Source organism: Phyllobacterium sp. 22552 (assembly GCF_052044585.1).
Classification (GTDB): Bacteria; Pseudomonadota; Alphaproteobacteria; order Rhizobiales; family Rhizobiaceae; genus Phyllobacterium; species Phyllobacterium ifriqiyense.
The window spans coordinates 284,801-305,250 of the sequence record NZ_JBQENG010000005.1; the positions used below are offsets into that span (position 1 = coordinate 284,801).

At 53.2% G+C, this 20,450-nt stretch carries 15 protein-coding genes; 14 read left to right on the forward strand and 1 reads right to left on the reverse strand.

Features of this window, described 5'->3' with window-relative positions:
* Nucleotides 1-148 precede the first annotated feature (148 nt).
* Nucleotides 149-1,165, forward strand: coding sequence for a ligase-associated DNA damage response exonuclease (locus ACTJI9_RS14290; RefSeq protein ID WP_307275273.1), 1,017 nt, complete (start codon nt 149-151; stop codon nt 1,163-1,165).
* A complete protein-coding gene (locus ACTJI9_RS14295; protein WP_440808804.1) occupies nt 1,165-2,790 on the forward strand; it encodes a cisplatin damage response ATP-dependent DNA ligase in 1,626 nt (541 codons plus the stop codon). Before ACTJI9_RS14290 ends, ACTJI9_RS14295 begins: the two co-directional genes overlap by 1 nt.
* Before the next feature lie 287 nt (nt 2,791-3,077).
* Here the strand turns inward: ACTJI9_RS14295 and ACTJI9_RS14300 are convergent, their stop codons facing one another.
* Nucleotides 3,078-4,265, reverse strand: a complete 1,188-nt coding sequence (locus ACTJI9_RS14300) for a TIGR02281 family clan AA aspartic protease (protein ID WP_440808807.1) — start codon at nt 4,263-4,265, stop codon at nt 3,078-3,080.
* Between the two features lie 149 nt (nt 4,266-4,414).
* Between ACTJI9_RS14300 and ACTJI9_RS14305 the strand changes: the two genes are divergently transcribed.
* From ACTJI9_RS14305 to ACTJI9_RS14360, 12 genes are all read left to right on the forward strand, one after another.
* Nucleotides 4,415-5,875, forward strand: a complete 1,461-nt coding sequence (locus tag ACTJI9_RS14305; RefSeq protein WP_440808905.1) for a cryptochrome/photolyase family protein — start codon at nt 4,415-4,417, stop codon at nt 5,873-5,875.
* Between the two features lie 233 nt (nt 5,876-6,108).
* Entirely contained in the window at nt 6,109-7,707 is a 1,599-nt protein-coding gene (locus ACTJI9_RS14310; RefSeq protein ID WP_115053695.1) for a peptide ABC transporter substrate-binding protein, read from the forward strand.
* 386 nt (nt 7,708-8,093) lie between these two features.
* On the forward strand, nt 8,094-9,689 hold the full coding sequence (locus ACTJI9_RS14315) for a peptide ABC transporter substrate-binding protein (protein WP_440808810.1): 1,596 nt from the start codon (nt 8,094-8,096) through the stop codon (nt 9,687-9,689).
* Nucleotides 9,690-9,743: 54 nt separating this feature from the next.
* Nucleotides 9,744-10,667, forward strand: a complete 924-nt coding sequence (gene oppB, locus ACTJI9_RS14320) for an oligopeptide ABC transporter permease OppB (RefSeq protein WP_115053693.1) — start codon at nt 9,744-9,746, stop codon at nt 10,665-10,667.
* The gene (locus ACTJI9_RS14325) at nt 10,660-11,790 is read left to right on the forward strand and encodes an ABC transporter permease (RefSeq protein WP_115053692.1); all 1,131 of its coding nucleotides are present in this window, start codon (nt 10,660-10,662) and stop codon (nt 11,788-11,790) included. Before oppB ends, ACTJI9_RS14325 begins: the two co-directional genes overlap by 8 nt.
* Before the next feature lies 1 nt (nt 11,791).
* A complete protein-coding gene (locus ACTJI9_RS14330) occupies nt 11,792-13,396 on the forward strand; it encodes an ABC transporter ATP-binding protein (RefSeq protein WP_115053691.1) in 1,605 nt (534 codons plus the stop codon).
* Nucleotides 13,397-13,875: 479 nt separating this feature from the next.
* Entirely contained in the window at nt 13,876-14,625 is a 750-nt protein-coding gene (locus ACTJI9_RS14335) for a FadR/GntR family transcriptional regulator (protein ID WP_435530187.1), read from the forward strand.
* Between the two features lies 1 nt (nt 14,626).
* A complete protein-coding gene (locus ACTJI9_RS14340; protein WP_307275293.1) occupies nt 14,627-15,814 on the forward strand; it encodes a PLP-dependent transferase in 1,188 nt (395 codons plus the stop codon).
* A 38-nt stretch (nt 15,815-15,852) separates the two neighbouring features.
* The gene (locus ACTJI9_RS14345) at nt 15,853-17,124 is read left to right on the forward strand and encodes an ABC transporter substrate-binding protein (protein WP_336442023.1); all 1,272 of its coding nucleotides are present in this window, start codon (nt 15,853-15,855) and stop codon (nt 17,122-17,124) included.
* 247 nt (nt 17,125-17,371) lie between these two features.
* Nucleotides 17,372-18,301 carry a carbohydrate ABC transporter permease gene (locus ACTJI9_RS14350; RefSeq protein WP_336441943.1) on the forward strand — a complete coding sequence of 310 codons (930 nt, stop codon included), beginning with the start codon at nt 17,372-17,374 and terminating at the stop codon, nt 18,299-18,301.
* The gene (locus tag ACTJI9_RS14355) at nt 18,301-19,149 is read left to right on the forward strand and encodes a carbohydrate ABC transporter permease (RefSeq protein ID WP_307275296.1); all 849 of its coding nucleotides are present in this window, start codon (nt 18,301-18,303) and stop codon (nt 19,147-19,149) included. Before ACTJI9_RS14350 ends, ACTJI9_RS14355 begins: the two co-directional genes overlap by 1 nt.
* A gap of 16 nt (nt 19,150-19,165) precedes the next feature.
* Nucleotides 19,166-20,236: an ABC transporter ATP-binding protein gene (locus ACTJI9_RS14360; RefSeq protein ID WP_440808816.1), complete on the forward strand. Its 1,071-nt coding sequence runs from the start codon at nt 19,166-19,168 to the stop codon at nt 20,234-20,236.
* Nucleotides 20,237-20,450 lie beyond the last annotated feature (214 nt).

Here is a 20,450-nt window from a genome sequence, read left to right on the forward strand (position 1 = left end):
CAAGTTTTCTTTTGGCAAGAATGCAATGTGATGGAGCATTTACGAAGATTGCATGGAGCCAATTATGCCCTATCTTCGTTCTGTATTTTGGCAACAGCTTTGTGCGTGGTTCGACGGCAATGCAACACGGCATAAACGGAACATCAGCTTGGTTAAACGACCCGAAGAACTTCTGCGATCCACGCCTGCCGGTCTCTATTCGCCAGCCGGTGATTTTTACATTGATCCGATCCGTCCCGTTGAGCGCGCCCTCATCACCCATGGCCATTCCGATCATGCCCGTTCCGGCCATCGCAAGGTCATGGCGACACAACAAACGCTCGATATTATGGCCTTGCGTTATGGGGCGGATTTTGCTGGCGAAACGCAAGCGGCAGAGCTTGGCCAAACCACCGGGCTTAATGGCGTGACTATCAGCTTTCATCCGGCTGGGCATGTGCTGGGTTCTGCGCAAATTGCTGTTGAAAAGGATGGCATGCGCATTGTGGCGTCGGGTGACTACAAGCGAGCCAGCGACCCCACCTGCCTCGGTTTCGAACCCATCGCCTGCGATGTCTTTATCACCGAGGCGACCTTCGCCCTGCCGGTGTTTCGCCACCCGGACAGCCGCGATGAAATGGCAAAGCTGCTCAAATCGGTCGAGCAATTTCCCGAGCGTTCGCATCTCATTGGTGCCTATGCGCTTGGCAAGGCGCAGCGCGTGATCCGCCTGTTGCGCGATGCCGGATATGATCAGACGATCTATATTCACGGGGCACTGGCCAAGCTTTGCGACTATTATGAAACGCAGGGCATAAAGCTTGGGCCTCTTGCCCCCGCCACACTGGAAAAGGATAGCGCGCCGGACTTTGCCGGAACCATTGTGGTCGGGCCTCCATCGGCCTTTCAGGACAGGTGGGCAAGACGTTTCCCCGATCCCGTTTCCTGCTTTGCCTCCGGCTGGATGCGTATTCGCCAGCGTGCGCGTCAAGGCGGTGTCGAACTGCCGATCATTCTTTCCGATCACTGCGATTGGGATGAGCTGACGCAGACGATCACCGAACTTGATCCGGAGCAGGTCTGGGTCACGCATGGGCGTGAAGAAGCCCTGGTCCGTTGGTGCGATCTGAACGGATATGCAGCCCGACCGCTCCACCTTGTCGGCTATGAAGATGAGGGCGATTGATGGAAGAATTTGCAGCGCTTCTCGACCGGCTTGTATTGACGCCTTCACGCAATGGAAAATTGACCCTGCTTTCCGATTATTTCCGCGATACGCCAGACCCTGATCGCGGTTTGGCACTTGCCGCCATTACCGGCGATCTGAACATCGCCAATGTCAAACCGGCCATGCTGCGCACTCTCATCGCAGAGCGCATGGATGAACAGCTTTTCGCCTATTCCTATGATTATGTTGGTGATCTTGCCGAGACTATTTCGCTCGTCTGGTCCGCCGACGAGCCTTTACGTTCCAACAGCGTGCCGACACTTGGCGATGTGGTGACGGCTCTTGAGCGTGCCTCGCGCAGCGATGCCGTCCGCATGGTGGAAAAATGGCTGGATCAGCTTGATGCATCGGCGCGCTACGCATTGTTGAAACTGGTAACAGGCGGCATGCGCATTGGTGTTTCGGCCCGTTTGGCAAAGCAGGCTCTGGCCCAGTTCGGGCAAGTGGATGTCACCGAGATCGAAGAGCTATGGCATGGGCTGACCCCGCCCTATCAACCGCTCTTTGCCTGGTTGGAAAAGAGCGCGGAAAAGCCCGAAAGCCTCAGTGCTGCGCCATTCCGTCCCGTCATGCTGTCAACGCCTTTGGAGGAGCCCGATTACTCACGCATCAATGCCGGAGAATATGTTGCTGAGTGGAAATGGGACGGGATCAGGGTTCAGCTGACTTCCGAACAGGGGCAGCGCCGCATCTACTCGCGCACCGGTGACGACATTTCCCACGCCTTTCCCGATATTGCCGACTATATGACATTTGAAGGCACGCTTGATGGCGAGTTGCTGGTGGCGCGAAGCGGAGACAATGAAATGGAGATCGGCGCATTTGGCGATCTCCAGCAACGGCTCAACCGAAAGACGGTTTCAGCCAGGCAGCTTGAAAGTCATCCTGCCTTTGTCAGGCTCTATGATCTGCTTGTCGATGGCGGGGATGACATTCGCACCTTGCCATTCATCGAGCGGCGCACGCGGCTTGAAGCTTTCGCAAAGCAGCTTGAGCCGACGCGGTTCGATCTTTCGCCACTCATCGCCTACGATCATTTTGACGATCTGGTGGAACTGCGCAAGACACCGCCGCATCCCATCATTGAAGGGCTCATGTTGAAACAACGCTCTTCCACCTATGTGCCCGGACGACCGAAAGGCCCCTGGTTCAAGTGGAAGCGTGATCCATTCATCATTGATGCGGTCCTGGTCTATGCGCAGCGCGGCCACGGTAAAAGGTCGAGCTATTACTCCGACTATACATTTGCAGTCTGGACCGGACCTGAAACAGAGCCGCATCTGGTGCCGGTGGGCAAAGCCTATTTCGGCTTCACCGATGAAGAGTTGAAACAACTTGACGCTTTCGTGCGCAACAATACGACGGAACGCTTTGGGCCGGTTCGCTCGGTGCGGGCCGAACCCCAGCACGGTCTGGTGCTGGAGGTTGCTTTTGAAGGGCTTAACCGTTCCAAGCGGCACAAGTCTGGCGTCGCCATGCGCTTCCCGCGCATATCACGCCTGCGATGGGACAAGCCGCCCATCGAGGCGGACCGGCTGGAAACGCTTGAAGCAATGCTGCGCGACGACCAGCCCCTGGTCTGAAACCGGTCAGGAAAACTCACCATGAAGGTTATGAGAGAGCCTTTGCAGTGGTGCTATGCGTGGTTTGCCCTTCGACAAGCTCAGGATAGCACCATGAGGGAATGTGATGGGCTGCAAGTTGGGCGCCAACCTTGCAAGATCTGACTCCCTGCGATCAAATCACCTTCCTCATGGTGAGCTTGTCGAACCACGCACAGCATTAATTGCAAATTTATGTTGAGCTATCCTGAGCTTGTCGAAGGGCGAACCACACACAGCACCACTGCAAACATATGGCAAACCACCGACTACTTGCTTTGAATCTCCCAAGCCTTCGGGCCGAAAGTCACATTGAATCTGGAGAGGAACGAACGGCCTAAAAGCCCGTCAATCTCATCGCCGAGTGCTTTCTTGTCGGCCATGACAATCATCGCCACGTCATTGGCTTCGACATTGCCAATATTGACCTTCGATGCGGATGTGTGTTGGGCCAGAGACACGCCATTCGCCGTTTGCATACGCACCGTGAAATCTTCTGAAAGCGGCAGTTTGATGCGCGTCGCAAAATCCCTGCTTATCGATACAAAACTTGCGCCTGTATCGACAATGAAGTTGCCTGCCACACCGTTAATGCTGACGGTTGCCCGGATGACATTCTTTCCCGTAATGGGAAAACGGTCTTTGCCCTTGGCATATTGCTGCTCACATTTGCCCTTTGAAGTGTAGTCCTTCAGCATTGTCTGTGAACGCGCCGTGTCATTTTCAGCTGGATTGATCGATACCCACATCTGGATGGGGGTAATCGCACCGCAATAGTCGCCGAGTGCAGCATAGCTCAGGGACATCTGACGAAACACTTCGCCACTTATGTTTTCCAGATTATCTGTCAGACCAATCGTCGATTCAAATGCGTTGATCGCTTCCTTGTAGCGCTTTGCATCGCTTAAAATTTGCGCTTTGAGATAGTAGAATTGCGCAAGGTCAGGGGACATGACAAGCAGGTCATCAACGATCTTGAGCGCGCCGTCGAAATCGCTCAGTCCATACAGGGCGTCTGCCGCATTATAGAGTGCCACATCTGATGGTCGGCATTTGTTGGAGTATGATTGAAAAACCCTCGCGCTCTCGCGGCTATAACTCTCTCTTTTCAATGCCGTTGCAAAATCATAAGTGACGTTCCAGTCGCAAGGTTCGCTTTGCAGCCTTGCGATTTGCCCTGCAATCGGAGATTTTCTGGCAATCTCCGCCGGTAGTGGCTTCATTTCATAACGCGCATAAAGCCTGGCAAGTTCGAGGTTGGGCTGGGAATCCCGCACTTCGACCGGCTTGGCCGCAGTCAATTGTTGCAAATCTGAAGGGAAAAGATCACCGCCCCAAAAGAAGGCGGCGACAGCAACGATCAAAATGCAAATGACGGTGGTGATGGCCGCATATTCACGCCATGCATTATAGCGTGCCGGGCCGCCATTACGGTCTTCCATATCAGCTTTGAGCATAAAAATCTCTTTAATATCAATATAATGGCAATGAATAATCAGGCAACCAAATCTACATTCAAAAGTTTATAGGAAATGGGATTGCCCGGCAAACAAAAACAATGGCAGTTGCATTATGTGCACGCAATGCTCGACGTGGTTGAATGAATATGGTCAGAAAAATCGGAAGTGATACAACCGAAAAACCGGTAATGGTCCTGTTCCGCCATGATTTGCGCCTGGCGGATAATCGCGCGCTTTATGCTGCCTCCCAGACCGGAAAGCCTGTCATTCCGGTCTTTGTCCTTGACGAGGAGACTGCCAGCTCTACGAGACCCCTGGGCGGGGCGCGCCAATGGTGGCTGCACCATTCCCTCACATTGCTCGACAAATCCTTCCGTGCAATCGGTGTAAAGCTGATCCTGCAAAAAGGCCGGACCCAAGCCATTGTCGATGAGCTTATTAGCCAGACCAAGGCTGATATGGTCCTGTGGAACCGCCGATATGATCCGGCAGGAATCGAGACTGATACGGCGCTCAAAGCGCGATTGCTCGAAAGAGGCTTGAGAGCAGAGAGCTTTGACGGGCATTTGCTGCATGAGCCCTATTCGCTCAAAACAGGAGCGGGCGGATATTACCGCGTTTTCACGCCGTTCTGGCGCGCATTTCTAGGCGGCCCGGAGCCGCGCGATCCGGTTCCCGCACCGGCAAAGCTGAAGCCATGGATTGGCGAGATTGCTTCCGCCGATCTTCGCGACTGGCGCCTGCTGCCAGAAAAGCCGGATTGGGCAAAGGCGTTTCATCATGATTGGACGCCCGGCGAGGAGGGGGCGAAGCAAAAGCTGGCGGATTTTCTGGAGGATAGGGCGGTGTCTTACAAAAATGACCGGGATTTGCCCGGCAGAGAGGGCACTTCGCGCCTGTCGCCACATCTTGCCCATGGTGAAATCACGCCATTTCAGATCTGGCATGCATCAAAATCACCGGCAATAAAGGACCAAAATGCCGGACTCGACACATTCCGCAAAGAAGTGGGATGGCGGGAATTTTCCTATCATCTCCTCTTCAACAACCCAAAGTTGCATGAGGATAATTTCAACGAAAGCTTCGATAGTTTTGAGTGGAGCAGCAGCGCCAGAAATTTTGATGCCTGGAAAACCGGCAGGACCGGCTATCCCATTGTCGATGCCGGCATGCGCCAGCTTTGGCAGACCGGCTGGATGCATAACCGGGTGCGGATGATAGTGGCGTCGTTCCTGATTAAGCACCTGCTGATCGATTGGCGGGAAGGGGAGAAATGGTTCTGGGATACGCTTGTCGATGCCGATCCCGCCAGCAATGCCGCGAGCTGGCAATGGGTTGCAGGGTCGGGTGCGGATGCTTCACCCTATTTCCGTATCTTCAATCCCATCCTCCAAGGCGAAAAATTCGATCCAAAGGGAAATTATGTCCGGCAGTTTGTTCCGGAGCTTAAAGATCTGCCGGATAAATATTTGCACAAACCATGGACCGCACCGGCTGTCGTCCTGAACTCGGCAAATATCGAACTTGACAAAGACTATCCCGGCCCGATTGTGGAGCATGGCGCAGCGGGAAAACGCGCTCTGGAAGCCTATTCACGCACACGCTGACGGGTTTTCCACATAAACGAAAAAAAATATTGCAGGGTCAATATTGGCGCATCAGCACGCAAAAATGGCGTAAAATGGCCCTCGGGTCCATATAGTGCAATATTTTTTGACGCCCCCGTAACTCTTATTAAACTAAAATATTACGTCGAAACTATTAGAGCCTCCTTGCTTTGCGGCAAATTTTGGCATTTGTTCAGCTCTTCACAATTCTCTTAGAGGGGAAGGAACAAGAAATGACCCTAATGAAACTTAATTTCCGCACCGCGCTGCTGCTCGGATCACTCATGCTCGGCGCCAGCCCGGCCCTGGCTGAAGCTGTGCTCCATCGCGGCAATAGCGGCGAGCCACAGACACTCGACCAGTCCCAAACCTCGATTGATATCGAAGCATTCATCGTGAAAGATCTCTATGAAGGTCTCACAGTCTATGATGCCGATGGCAAGATTGTTCCCGGTGCCGCAGAAAGCTGGACCGTTTCCGATGATGGTCTCGTCTACACATTCAAGCTTCGCGCCGATGCAAAATGGTCCGATGGCTCGCCGGTAACGGCTGAAGACTTCGTATTCTCCATGCGACGTGTCGAAGACCCCAAGACTGCTGCTGGCTATGCCAATATTCTCTATCCGATCAAGAATGCGCAGAAGGTCAATAAGGGCGAAGCAAAGCTTGAAGAGCTTGGCGTAAAATCCGTTGATGAAAAGACGCTGGAAATCACCCTCGAACAGCCAACGCCTTTCTTCATCGAGCTCTTGTCGCATCAGACAGCGCTGCCAATCAACAAGGCGAGCTTCGAGAAGAACGGGGCTGAATTCGTCAAGCCCGGCAAATTGGTCGGCAATGGCGCATTCAAGCTCACCGAACATGTGCCGAATGATCATCTGACCGTCGTCAAGAACGAGAATTATTGGGACGCCGCCAATGTCAAACTGGATAAGGTGATCTTCTATCCAATCGACGATCAGGCAGCCAATGTCCGTCGTTATGAGGCGGGTGAACTCGATCTCGTTTACAACTTCTCATCCGATCAGATTGACCGTCTGCGCGCCGCAAATCCGAAGCAGGTTCATGTCACTCCGGCAGCTGCAACCTATTACTACCCATTCGACACACGCACAGAGCCATTCAATGACGTCCGCGTCCGCCGCGCTTTGTCCATGTCTGTCGATCGTGACTTCCTTGCCAACGAAATTTACGATGGCACAAAATTGCCGGTTTACTCGCTCGTTCCTCCGGGCCTTGAATCCTATGGCGATCCCGAGAAGCCAGATTTTGCCGGCCTTTCGCAACTTGATCGCGAAGACAAGGCTGTCGAGCTGATGAAAGAGGCGGGCTATGGCGAAGGCGGGAAGCCGCTCAACATCGAACTCCGCTACAACACCAATCCAAACCATGAGCGTGTTGCAACAGCCGTGGCCGATATGTGGAAAAAGACTTTCGGCGCAACCGTGACGCTGATGAATCTCGATATTTCATCGCATTACGCCTATCTGCAGGAAGGCGGCAAGTTTAACGTCGCCCGTGCAGGCTGGACCGCCGACTATGCGGATGCCGAAAACTTCCTCAATCTGAACGTCAGCACCAACAAGACCTTCAATTACGGACATTATGAAAATCCGGAATTTGATGCGCTGATGAAGAAGTCCTATGCGGAACGTGACCCTGCTGCGCGCTCCAAGATTCTGCACGAAGCTGAAGCATTGATCGCACGCGATCAACCGATTGCTCCCTTGATGAACGATGCCAATCTCTGGCTCGTTGCCGACAAGGTCAAGGGTTGGGGCGACAACCCCAACAATGAACATCTGAGCAAATATCTGAGCATCGCAGAATAAGGAAAGCCTGAATGTGGGTGGCCGCCGGTCACCCACATTCCGCTTACCGATGTCCCGTGCCAAATTTACAAAACTCAAATCCACATGATTTTGGACGCCACCTCATTTCACATGAGGATTGGCAAAGGCTCTATGCATGGTTCGCCCTTCGACAAGCTCACTTTGCAGGTGGCGGTCTGGCATTAAAACCTCTGCAAAGGTGCTGTGCGTGGTTCGACAAGCTCACCATGAGGAAGATTGTGAGCTGCAATGATAATTGCGACATTGCAAATCTGCGCTCGTGCAGTCCTCAACCTCCCTCATGGTGAGCTTGTCGAACCACGCACCAAGAACCAGGCTCAGCCAAAGCACTGTAGAATTTGGGCAGAAATAGGAGTTTTCATAAGATGTACTTTTCAAAGTTCACTTTAACAACAGCAGTCGCTGCCTCGCTGCTTTTGGGCGCTGCTCCGGCACTGGCGGAAGCTGTCCTGCACCGTGGCAATAGCGGCGAGCCGCAGACACTTGATCCCTCGCAGACTTCTCTGGAGATCGAGGCGTTCATTCTGAAAGATTTGTATGAAGGACTGACGATCTATGATGCGGCGGGCGATATCGTCCCCGGCGCAGCCGAAAGCTGGACGGTTTCCGATGACGGCACTGTCTATACATTCAAGATCAACCCTAAAGCCAACTGGTCCGATGGGTCGCCTGTCACTGCCGAGGATTTCATATTCTCGTTCCGGCGCGTGGAAGATCCCAAAACAGCAGCCGGCTATTCCAATATTCTTTATCCGATCAAGAATGCCGAGAAGGTGAACAAGGGTGAGGCCAAGCTTGAAGAGCTGGGCATGAAGGCACTCGATGCCAAAACCCTGGAAATAACGCTCGAACGCCCGACGCCTTTCTTCCTTCAGCTACTGGCGCATCAGACCGCCCTGCCGGTCAATAAGGCAAGCCTTAAGAAGAATGGTGCCGAGTTCATCAAACCCGGCAAGCTGGTTTCCAACGGCGCTTTTGAACTGGCCGAGCATGTGCAGAACGATCATCTGACGGCTGTCAAAAATCCGGATTATTGGGACGCCGCCAATGTAAAGCTGGATAAGGTTATCTTCTATCCGACCGAAGATCAGGCAGCGGCAGTCCGCCGTTTTGAAGCTGGTGAAATTCAGCTGGTCTATAATTTCTCGGCAGACCAGATCGAGCGGCTGCGCGCCTCATATGGGGATCAGGTCCATGTGAATCCGGCATTGTCTACCTATTTCTACTCATTTGATACACGCGTAGAACCGTTCAACGACGTCCGCGTCCGGCGCGCGCTTTCCATGGCAATTGATCGCGACTTCCTCTCGCGGGAAATCTACAAGGGTGCGCAGCTACCAGCCTACTCATTGGTCCCTCTCGGTATAACCAATTATGGCAAACCGGAAGAGCCAGACTTTGCCACGTGGACCCAGATCGATCGCGAAGACAAAGCTATCGAACTGATGAAGGAAGCCGGTTACGGCAAAGACGGCAAGCAGCTCGAAATCGAGATCAGATACAATACAAACCCCAACCACGAAGCTGTGGCCACCGCCGTCGCCGACATGTGGAAAACGGTCTTCGGTGCCAAGGTCACTCTCTCGCAGATCGATATCAGCGCCCATTACGCCTATCTGAAGGAAGGCGGAAAATTCAATGTGGCGCGTGCAGGTTGGACAGCCGATTATGCGGACGCGGAAAACTTCATGACAATCAACATGAAGAAAAATCCAACCTTTAATTACGGCCGGTATGACAATCCCGAATATGATGCTTTGGTCGAAAAATCCTACACCGAGAAAGATCCGGCCGCCCGTTCCAAGCTTTTGCATGAAGCCGAAGCCATGGTTCTGCGTGACCAGCCGATTGCACCCATGATGAATTTTGGACAGCTCTGGCTTGTGTCGAACAAGGTCAAGGGCTGGGTGGATAACGGATCGAACGACCATCTCAGCAAATATTTTAGCGTCACGGAATAAGACCTTGAGGCGCGATCCGGTTTACGGATTGCGCCCATGATTGGAGAGTAGCCCATGTTCCATTTCATCCTTCGCCGACTGGCGAGCGCGGTGCCGACATTGTTCATTGTCGTCACCATTTCGTTTTTCCTCATGCGCTTTGCGCCCGGAGGGCCCTTCAATCTTGAGCGGCCATTACCACCGGCGACGATGGAAAATCTCATGAAGGCCTATCATCTTGATCAGCCTCTATGGAACCAGTATCTCAACTATCTGAAGAACGCCGTTACCGGCGATTTCGGGCCGAGTTATATTTACAAGGACAATACGATTGCCGAACTCATCGGCAAAGGCCTGCCCTATTCGGTCAAGCTGGGCAGTTTTGCCCTTCTGTTCGCGCTCATCGGCGGCGTGCTTGTCGGCACCCTTGCAGCACTCCGGCAAAACTCATTTTTTGACTTCTTGACCATGTCGGTCGCGACGACCGGTGTTACGGTTCCGAACTTCGTTGTCGGCCCGGTTCTTCTGCTGATTTTTTCACTGACATTCTCGCTTTTACCCGGAGGAGGGTGGGGAGACGGCTCTTGGCCGTTTTTGATATTGCCCGTCATAACGCTTGGGCTTCCGCAGTTGGCCGTTTTTGCACGGTTGACGCGCGGGTCCATGATTGAGGCGCTGCATGCCGACCATATTCGAACGGCCAAGGCTTATGGATTGCCCTCCCGCTCTGTTGTGATCACCCATGCCATGCGCGGTGCTCTTCTCCCCGTGGTTTCCTATCTGGCACCCTGTGCTGCCGCGCTTCTCACAGGTTCCGCTGTCGTGGAGAGCATTTTCACAATACCCGGTGTCGGACGTTATTTCGTCCTCGGCGCCATTAATCGTGACTACACATTGGTGATGGGAACCGTCGTCCTCGTCGCCATTTTTGTCATCGTATTCAATCTAGTGGTCGATATTCTCTACGGCCTTCTCGATCCGAGGGTTCGTCATGACTGATATTCCTGCAACAATTATTCCACCGGAAGAATCCAAAGGCCGCAGTCTTTTCCAGCTCGCCGCCATTCGCTTCCGCCGCAATAAAGCAGCAATGACGGGCAGTATTCTGCTGTTCCTGATCACTGTTTTCTCGTTCCTCGGGCCCTATGTCATCAGCCATAGCTATGATCAGGTGTTCTCATCCTATGTCACGGTGCCACCCAGCATCGAGCCGCTTCCCAAGGCGGATAGTCTTGGTGAAGTGATGAAAGGCGTCGCCGACCGCGCCAGAGTTGAGTTGCGCGAATTTGCCGTGGACGGCAACACATTCACCGCAACCATTCATTCCGACAAGCCGATTGACCCGCGTTCAACGCGCTATTTCGATCGCGCCAATGAATTCGACAATACACAGGTTGCGGCCACGGAAGATGGTGGCGCAACTCTGAAATTGACGGGCGATGTCAATCGCGAATATTTTCCGTTTGGTACTGATAATAACGGGCGCGACCTGCTTGCCCGTGTCATGCTTGGCGGCCAGATATCCCTTGCTGTCGGCTTTTTGGCCAGCCTCGTTTCGCTGGCTGTCGGTGTCACCTATGGTGCGATATCGGGTTATCTTGGCGGGCGTGTCGACAATGTCATGATGCGCCTTGTCGAAATTCTCTATTCACTGCCCTTCGTGTTCCTTGTCGTTGTCCTCGTCGTGTTCTTCGGGCGAAGTTTCATTCTCATCTTCCTCGTCATTGGTGCCGTTGAGTGGCTGGACATGGCGCGTATCGTGCGTGGCCAGACCCTGGCCTTGAAACGCCGCGAATTCATCGGCGCTGCACAGGCATTGGGCTTGACTGACTGGCAGATTATCCGTCGTCACATCATTCCAAATACGATTGGTCCCGTCATTGTGTTCGTCACAGTGGTAGTGCCGAAGGTCATTCTTTTGGAAAGCTTTCTGTCGTTCCTCGGCCTTGGCGTTCAAGCGCCTTTGACAAGCTGGGGCGCTTTGATTTCCGAAGGAGCCAACAAAATGCAGTCTGCACCCTGGCTGCTGATTTTCCCCGCCATCTTCTTTGTCGTCACACTGTTCTCGCTGAACTTCATCGGCGATGGGCTGCGCGATGCACTCGATCCGAAGGACCGCTGAGATGACGGACAAGAATGAAACCATATTGTCCGTTCGCGGACTGAAAGTAGACTTCACAACACCGGATGGTGACGTGAATGCCGTCAAGGGCATTGACCTTGATGTGAAGGCCGGAGAAACGCTTGCCGTCGTCGGTGAGTCAGGTTCCGGAAAAAGCCAGACCATGATGGGTATCATGGGATTGCTTGCAGCCAATGGCAAAGTCACCGGCTCCGCGGAATATCGCGGCAAGCAATTGATCGGGCTTCCGATCAAGGAACTCAATAAGGTCCGCGGCTCAAAGATCACAATGATCTTTCAGGAACCCATGACCTCGCTTGATCCGCTTTATACGATTGGGCGGCAGATTGCCGAGCCTATCGTTCACCACAAGGGTCTCAGCTTCAAACAGGCTAAGGTGCGTGTGCTGGAATTGCTCAAGCTTGTCGGCATTCCGGAACCTGAGCGGCGCATCAATTCTTATCCGCATGAAATGTCGGGTGGCCAGCGCCAGCGGGTCATGATTGCCATGGCGCTTGCCAACGAACCCGATCTTCTGATCGCCGACGAACCCACAACTGCGCTCGACGTTACCATTCAAGCGCAAATATTGGATCTGCTGCGCGACCTGCAAAAGCGGTTTGGCATGGCCATCGTGCTCATCACCCACGATCTTGGCATTGTGAAACATTTTGCCGAAACTGTGGTTGTGATGCGCAAAGGTGAAGTGGTCGAAAGAGGCACTGTCGAGCAAATCTTCGAACGGCCGCAGGAAGACTATACCAAAATGCTTCTGGACGCTGTTCCCAGCGGCAGCAAGGCTCCTCCGGCGGAAACTGCTCCTGTCGTGCTTGAAGGGCGCAATGTTTCCGTCGACTTCAGAATAGGTGGAGGGTTCCTTACCAGTGCCCACACGCTTTTCCGTGCTGTTGATGGCGTGACTATCCGTCTTCAGGAAGGCCAGACAATCGGCATCGTGGGGGAATCCGGATCGGGCAAATCGACCTTGGGTCGCGCTCTGCTGCGTCTCTTGCCGAGCAGTGGCCACTATCATTTCGCCGACAAGAATATTTCGAGCTTTGGCCGGTCCGCCATGCGGCCATTGCGCAAACAGTTGCAATTGGTATTCCAGGACCCTTACGGCTCGCTTTCGCCGCGGCAGACTGTTGGCGAAATCATCACAGAGGGGCTGCTCATCCATGAGCCGCAACTAAGCCGATCAGACCGTGACAAACGGGCGGTTGCCGCCTTGAAGGAAGTTGGGTTGGATCCCGCTGCCCGCAACCGTTATCCGCACGAATTTTCTGGCGGGCAACGGCAACGCATCGCCATTGCCCGCGCTATCATTTTGAAGCCGAAGGTCGTTATCCTCGATGAACCGACATCCGCGCTGGATCGCTCGGTGCAGGGACAGGTTATCGAACTATTGCGTGATCTTCAGTCAAAGCACGGCCTGTCCTATATTTTCATCAGCCATGATCTGGCGGTCATCAAAGCCATGTCCGATTATGTGGTGGTGATGAAGAACGGCAAAATCGTCGAAGAAGGTCAGACCGAGGACATATTTGAAAGCCCGCATCATGAATATACAAAGACGCTCATTGGTGCTGCTTTCGATCTCGATTAACCGGGGGCAAAACCAGGCGTGATCCAGCTTCACACAGGACAGGCACAGGAAAAAATCGAAGCGATTTTCCGTGCCTACCTGAAAAACCACAAAAAGGCAGGAGTTCTTCCCGACTTTATTTGAACTGGAAGACTTTTTCCGCAAAAGGGCGGAATTTTGCTGAAGAATCGTCGATTTTTACCCAAAAAATACAACCTACGCATGCAATTTAGTTGTTGTCGGTTGAATGATGCCCGATCTGGATATTGAAGCTTTCTGAAAGCGCCCGCTTGTACCCGCAAGCGGGCGCTTTGCATTTGCCGCCCTGGTTATGCGGAAAACTCATCACCTTGTCGCTGGACTAACTTTTAAGGCTGCTCACCCAATTCACCCGAGGAGCACAGGCAAGTCCCACAGGCTTCCTGACATTCCTGTTTGACTCCCGGTTTCTTTCGTGCTCAATTGGCACAATGGTCCAACCAATTTAGAAAGAGCGTCGCTTGATCAGCCAGATCCTTTCTCCAGTTCAGACATCTTCGCGGGACGATGCGGTTTTGCAGGCGCTTGTTGGATTTGTGACGGATGAGGGGCTTGTGCCAGGCGACCGTTTACCGACGGAACGTGTCCTTGCCGAGCGCTTGAAGGTGAGCAGGACAACTGTCCGCGAAGCGCTCACCCGCTGGCAGGAATTGGGCCTCGTGGAGCGGCGGCAGGGCAGTGGTACTTATTTGAAGGCAGCCGTTACGCGCAATATGCTGCACATGCCGCTTACTCTTGCTTCCGGCAATGATTTCAATAGCTTAATGCATACATTGGAAATTCGCCGGGGTCTTGAAGCTGAGGCAGCGGCTCTATCGGCAGCACGTGTCAGCGATGCGGATATCGCCATGATCGAGCAAAAACTGATCAGGATGGAAGAGGCATTTCATGAACGCCATGGCATGTCCGCCGATGAGGATTGGGACTTCCATCTGGCTGTCTTCCGCACATCTGGCAATCCTTTATTCGAGCAGATTATCGCTGCCATGTATGAAATGTTTCACCGCTTCTGGGAGCATCCGCTGGGCGTTCGCGACTTCGGTCATGCCAGCTTTCCCTACCATCGTACCTTGTTCAATGCGATAGCCGCGCGCGATCCTATTGCTGCCAGAGCAGAGGCACTGAAGTTGATCGCCACAGTCGAGGATGACCTGAAGCGCGGCGCCGCCAACCTGAAAAAACAAACCCAGAAAAACCGAGTTCATATTTAGAATGAATGACAATCCTTTTTTCCACGATCAGGACATGATGGCGCAAGCCGCAACTCTGCTGGCTCATGACGATCCTTTTCCAGGCGGTTCTGTTGTTCCGCCAATCTATCAAACTTCACTTTTCACCTTCACGAATTACGCCGAAATGGCCGATGCTTTCGCCGGTCGCAAGCGCCAACCAATGTATTCCCGCGGCGATAACCCGACTGTCATGGAGTTTGAAAAGAAGATCGCGGCGCTTGAAGGCGCTGAGGCGGCACGGGCTTTTTCCAGTGGAATGGGTGCGATCAGCGCCATGGTTCTTGCCTTCGTCGGCGCAGGCGAACGCATTGTTTCTGTTCGCAATTGTTATGGCGATGCCTACCGTCTGTTCGAACGTCTTCTGCCTCATCTTGGCATCAAGGTAGATTATGTCGATGGCTCCGATCCTGATGCTGTCGCTGCTGCTTTGCCGGGCGCCAAGCTGCTTTATCTGGAAAGTCCAAGTTCCATGATGTTCGAATTGCAGGACATCGCCCATTATGCGCGTCTTGCCAAACAACATGGCGTCGTCACCACAATCGACAATTCCTGGGCAACGCCGCTTTTCCAAAAGCCAATCAGCCATGGCATTGATTTGGTTATGCATTCCGCGTCCAAATATCTGGGCGGACACAGCGATACGGTCGCTGGCATTGTCTCCGGCTCGCAAGAAATGATCGACCGGATCAATGGCCGCACCTACTCTTACCTCGGCGCAAAGCTCTCGCCATTCGAGGCCTGGCTTCTTTTGCGCGGGCTGCGCACGCTGACATTGCGGTTGCCGCATCACATGAAGAGCGGCCTTATAATCGCTGAAAGGCTTAAAGGCCACGGCAATGTCGAGCGGGTCATGCACCCGGTCTATTCAAACCATCCTGGCAAAGCCACGCTTAGCGGTTATTCGGGCCTGTTTTCATTCGAAGTTACAGATGAGATCGATGTGCCCGCCTTTGTCGATGCGTTGAAACTGTTCCGCATCGGCGTCAGCTGGGGCGGTCATGAAAGCCTCGTTGTCCCCGCACTTGCTTCCTTGCAGCAAACGCCGGACGCAAATTCGATCGGGCGCTTCGGTGTCAGCCCCCGAACGATCCGCCTACATGTCGGACTGGAAAATGTTGAGGAACTCTGGGCGGACCTCGCCAACGCATTCACCGCGGCAAAACGCTGAACTTAAAAACAAGATGGGAGCATAAAATGCAAAAAAGAATGGGAACATTTCTGGCCAGCGCAATCGCAGCACTGTCCATGACCGTATCGGCAGCCTTTGCTGATACGACAATCAAAATGGTGGAGGTCATCACCAGCCCGCCTCGTACCGAGCTGTTGAAAAAGCAGATTGCCAGCTTCGAACAGGCAAACCCCGGCATAAAGGTGGAACTTGTATCGCTTCCATGGGGACAGGCGTTTGAGAAATTCCTGACCATGGTCCAGGCCGGGGACACGCCCGACATCGTCGAGATGCCCGAACGCTGGATGGGCCTTTATGCCAATAATGCCCAGCTTGAAGACCTTGGACCCTATCTCGCCAAGTGGAAAGATGCCGGCACGCTCGGCGATCGCGCCAAGCAGTTCGGTTCGGTTGTCGATAACAAGCAGTACATGATCCCTTACGGCTATTACATCCGAGCCATGTTCTGGAACAAGAAGCTCTTCGCCGAGGCAGGTCTCAAAGAAGCGCCGAAGACACTCGACGAATTCATGGAAGCCAACAAGAAGATTTCCGCGATCAAAGGCAAATATGGTTATTGCCTGCGCGGTGGTCCTGGCGGCTTCAACGGCGTTCAGATGTTCATGAACATTGCCAATGGCAAGGGCGGCTATTTCAATGCCGATGGCACAGCGACAATCAACGAACCCGGCTCGGTCAAGGGTCTGGAGTTGCTGGCCGACATTTACAAGAATGGCTATGCTCCAAAAGACAGCGTGAGCTGGGGCTTCAACGAGATCGTCACCGGCTTTTACTCCGGAACCTGCGCAATGCTTGATCAGGATCCAGATGCACTGATCGGCATTGCTGAAAAAATGAAAGCGGAAGACTTCGGCGTCGCTCCCTTGCCAACAGGACCAAACGGTAAATCCTACCCGACTTTGGGTTATGCAGGTTGGGCGATGTTTGCTGATTCCGAGGTCAAGGATGACGCATGGAAACTGATGGCGACATTGCTTTCGCCTGAAGACAATATTGAATTCGCCAAGAATGTCGGGGTTCTGCCGATCCACAATGGCGCGGACAAAGACCCATATTTCGGCGCTGAAGCCTTCAAAGGATGGTTTGAGGAAATCAACGACCCAAAAACCTTCGAATTGGTGACACCACCAACCCATCTTGAAAACCTCGGCAATTTCTATGACTCCGTTTCAGTCAAGAATTTTCAGGAAGTATTGCTCGGCCAGAAAACGCCAAAAGCAGTCGCTGATGAGTGGGCTGCTTTCCTCACCGAACAGCAGCAAGCCTGGATGGCCAAGAACAAGAAATAATCTGAGTTGAATAAATGCTCCGGTGCGCTGTGCCGGAGCATTCATTGCGGGGATTGCAATTGCCTTGTGCGTGGTTCGACAAGCTCACCATGAGGGAAGTTTATAAGCTGCAGGGAGCCGGATTCTGAGACGTTGCAGAAAACCTTGCAACTAACCACGTCCCTCATGGTGAGCTTGTCGAACCACGCACAAAACCTATGCAAACGAGCTTAAAGCATTGTGTCGTGTATTATGGAGAAAGATTCTAATGACACACGCAACAGCGGCGGGTTTGCCGCAGGGGAATGGAAGGGAAGGTGGCAAGCGCCGTTTCTCGACTATTTTCGAACCATGGCTCTATCTGAGCCCCGCACTTGTCCTGCTTTTGCTCGTGCTCGTCGTTCCGCTGATATTCGGTATCAGCTATTCTTTCCGGAAGTTCTCGGCGTTCAAATCTGAATTTGTCGGCCTTGGTCAATATGAAGCCCTGCTGCATGATGCAAATCTCGGTCAGGCGCTGATGAATACACTGTGGTGGACTGTTGCCAGCCTCGTTTTGCAGTTCTTCCTTGGTTTAGGATTGGCATTGCTGCTTGATCGCAATTTTTACGGCAAGAAAGTGGTGCAGGCCATCGTATTCCTGCCTTGGGCAGTTCCGTCCTTCCTTTCAGGTCTTACATGGGCGTGGCTTTTCAATCCTATTGTCGGGCCTTTGCCACACTGGCTGTTCGCTTTGGGGCTCAAGTCCGAACCCACCAATATTCTCGCTGATCCAGCCACCGCCATGTGGGGGCCTATCATAGCGAATGTTTGGTTCGGCGTGCCCTTCTTCGCCATCACCCTGCTGGCTGCGTTGAAATCCATTCCCGGCGAACTGCATGAAGCTGCGGCCATTGATGGGGCGAGCCCGTGGCAACGCTTCATGAAAGTGACCCTGCCTTTTCTTGCGCCCACCATTGCGATCACAGTGATGCTGCGCACCATCTGGATCGCCACTTTTGCCGACCTGATTTATGTCATGACCGAGGGCGGACCCGCGGGTTCAACCAATACAGTTGCAACCTATATTTATGTGAGCGCTTTCAAGACACTGGACAAAGGCTACGCCTCAGCGGTCGCGGTACTCCTGCTTGCACTCCTCATCCTCTACGCGATCGTTTTGATCCGTATTCGCAAATCTCTCGTGAGGTATTCCTGATGATCGCCGGACGCTCACGCAATGCCAGGATTCTTGGCGGAATTGGCCTTTATAGCGCAGTCGCCGCCTATGTAATTTTTGCGCTCTTTCCCCTGTTCTGGACACTGAAAATTTCAGTCACGCCGCAATCGCTTCTCTATTCAGAGGGCATAACGCTTTGGCCGTCATCAGCAACATTCGAGAATTACAAGACTGTTTTGCGCGCTACAGACTTTCCGCGCTACTTCGTCAATAGTGTCATTGTATCAGTCATAACGGCAGTGCTGGTAACAATCATTGCATCGGCGGCCGGCTATGCAATGTCGCGCTTCTCATTTCGTGGAAAAACGACTGTCGCCGTCACACTCTTGCTGACCCAGACGTTTCCTCTGGTCATGGTGATACCGCCAATTTATCGAATAATGGGCCAGCTTGGGCTGACTGACAGCCTGACCGGTCTGATCATCATCTATACTGCCTTCAACATCGCCTTTGCCACATTTCTCATGCAATCGTTTTTCGATGGCATCCCGAAAGACCTGGAAGAGGCAGCGATGATCGATGGCTGCAATCGCAGCCAAGCCTTGCGCCGCGTTATCATTCCTCTGACCCTACCGGGAATGGGGGCAACACTCGGTTTCGTATTCACTGCGGCATGGAGCGAATTGCTGTTCGCATTGATGCTTATTAGCAGCGACAACCAGAAAACCTTCGCGGTTGGCCTACTCACATTCATTGGCAAGTTTGCGGTCGACTGGGGTCAGATGATGGCCGCCTCGGTGCTGGCTTTGATACCCGCATGTCTATTCTTCGCCTTCCTGCAACGATACCTCGTCACAGGCCTCACGGCCGGTGCGGTGAAGGGCTAATAAGGGATTTAACACGATGGCTTCTGTCACTATTACCAACGTCCAGAAAAGCTACGGCGCCATGAATGTGCTCTCTGCCGTTAATCTCGAAATTCCGGATGGCGAATTTGTCGTGCTTGTCGGGCCGTCAGGCTGCGGCAAGTCCACCTTGCTACGCATGATCGCCGGGCTTGAAGAAATCTCCGCCGGAGAGATCAGGATTGGCGACCGCGTCGTCAATGATGTGGCGCCCAAGGATCGCGACATCGCCATGGTGTTTCAATCCTACGCGCTCTATCCGCATATGGATGTGGCCTCGAATATGGGCTTTAGTCTTATGCTGCGGAAAGCGGCCAAGGAACTTGTCCTGGACCGGGTCAGCAGCGCCGCAAAGCGACTGGGGCTGGACGTGCTTTTAGAGCGGCTTCCCCGCCAGCTTTCCGGTGGTCAGCGCCAGCGGGTTGCCATGGGCCGCGCTATTGTTCGTGATCCCAAAGTGTTCCTTTTTGACGAACCACTCTCCAATCTCGATGCCAAGCTTCGTGTGCATATGCGTACGGAAATCAAGGCGCTGCACCAGCAGCTGAAAACCACATCGGTTTACGTCACCCATGATCAGGTGGAAGCAATGACCATGGCAGACCGCATTGTGGTCATGCATGATGGCATTATCCAGCAAGTCGGCACGCCCTTGGAACTATACGATAATCCGGCCAATATTTTCGTTGCAGGATTCATCGGATCTCCGGGAATGAACTTCCTTCCAGCTGTGGTACGCCGCGAGGGGGATAAGGCTTGGGCCGAGTTGAGCGATGGTCAGACCATTGGCCTGCTTCCGCAATTGGAAATCTCGGACAGCGAAAGAGTGACAATTGGCATTCGCCCCGAGAATATTGAAGTCGGCGGCGGCACCGGTCTGAAGGCACAGATAGAGGTCATAGAGCCTCTTGGACTGTCGACGCAGTTCTATACGAAGCTTTCCGGGCACCAGACTTGTATATTCGCCATGGGTAGGACAGACCGGCAACCCGGAGATATGATTGGACTTGGCATCAAACCAGAGAATGTCCATCTTTTCCATGGCGCGAGCGGTTTGCGCATCGGGTAGGCCATATAGAGAGCATAGACGTCTTTGCGTGGTTCGCCCTTGGCAAGCTCAGGAGCTCGCATGAGGGGATGGGTGGGCTGCAAGTCTCGTGAATCGAGCTCGATGCAATGGCATAAACCTTCCTCATGGTTAGCTTGTTGAACCCCGCGGAAGGTCTATCCAAAATGGTTCAAGAAATTGTGCCTGCGTCCGTAAGGTTCGGCAATTGAAGAAA

Coding starts and splice junctions, on each gene's coding strand:
- ACTJI9_RS14295 (WP_440808804.1), top strand. CDS start 1,165: ATGGAAGAATTTGCAGCGCTTCTCGACCGGCTTGTATTGACGCCTTCA.
- ACTJI9_RS14300 (WP_440808807.1), bottom strand. CDS start 4,265: ATGCTCAAAGCTGATATGGAAGACCGTAATGGCGGCCCGGCACGCTAT.
- ACTJI9_RS14305 (WP_440808905.1), top strand. CDS start 4,415: ATGGTCAGAAAAATCGGAAGTGATACAACCGAAAAACCGGTAATGGTC.
- ACTJI9_RS14310 (WP_115053695.1), top strand. CDS start 6,109: ATGACCCTAATGAAACTTAATTTCCGCACCGCGCTGCTGCTCGGATCA.
- ACTJI9_RS14315 (WP_440808810.1), top strand. CDS start 8,094: ATGTACTTTTCAAAGTTCACTTTAACAACAGCAGTCGCTGCCTCGCTG.
- oppB (WP_115053693.1), top strand. CDS start 9,744: ATGTTCCATTTCATCCTTCGCCGACTGGCGAGCGCGGTGCCGACATTG.
- ACTJI9_RS14325 (WP_115053692.1), top strand. CDS start 10,660: ATGACTGATATTCCTGCAACAATTATTCCACCGGAAGAATCCAAAGGC.
- ACTJI9_RS14330 (WP_115053691.1), top strand. CDS start 11,792: ATGACGGACAAGAATGAAACCATATTGTCCGTTCGCGGACTGAAAGTA.
- ACTJI9_RS14340 (WP_307275293.1), top strand. CDS start 14,627: ATGAATGACAATCCTTTTTTCCACGATCAGGACATGATGGCGCAAGCC.
- ACTJI9_RS14345 (WP_336442023.1), top strand. CDS start 15,853: ATGGGAACATTTCTGGCCAGCGCAATCGCAGCACTGTCCATGACCGTA.
- ACTJI9_RS14350 (WP_336441943.1), top strand. CDS start 17,372: ATGACACACGCAACAGCGGCGGGTTTGCCGCAGGGGAATGGAAGGGAA.
- ACTJI9_RS14355 (WP_307275296.1), top strand. CDS start 18,301: ATGATCGCCGGACGCTCACGCAATGCCAGGATTCTTGGCGGAATTGGC.
- ACTJI9_RS14360 (WP_440808816.1), top strand. CDS start 19,166: ATGGCTTCTGTCACTATTACCAACGTCCAGAAAAGCTACGGCGCCATG.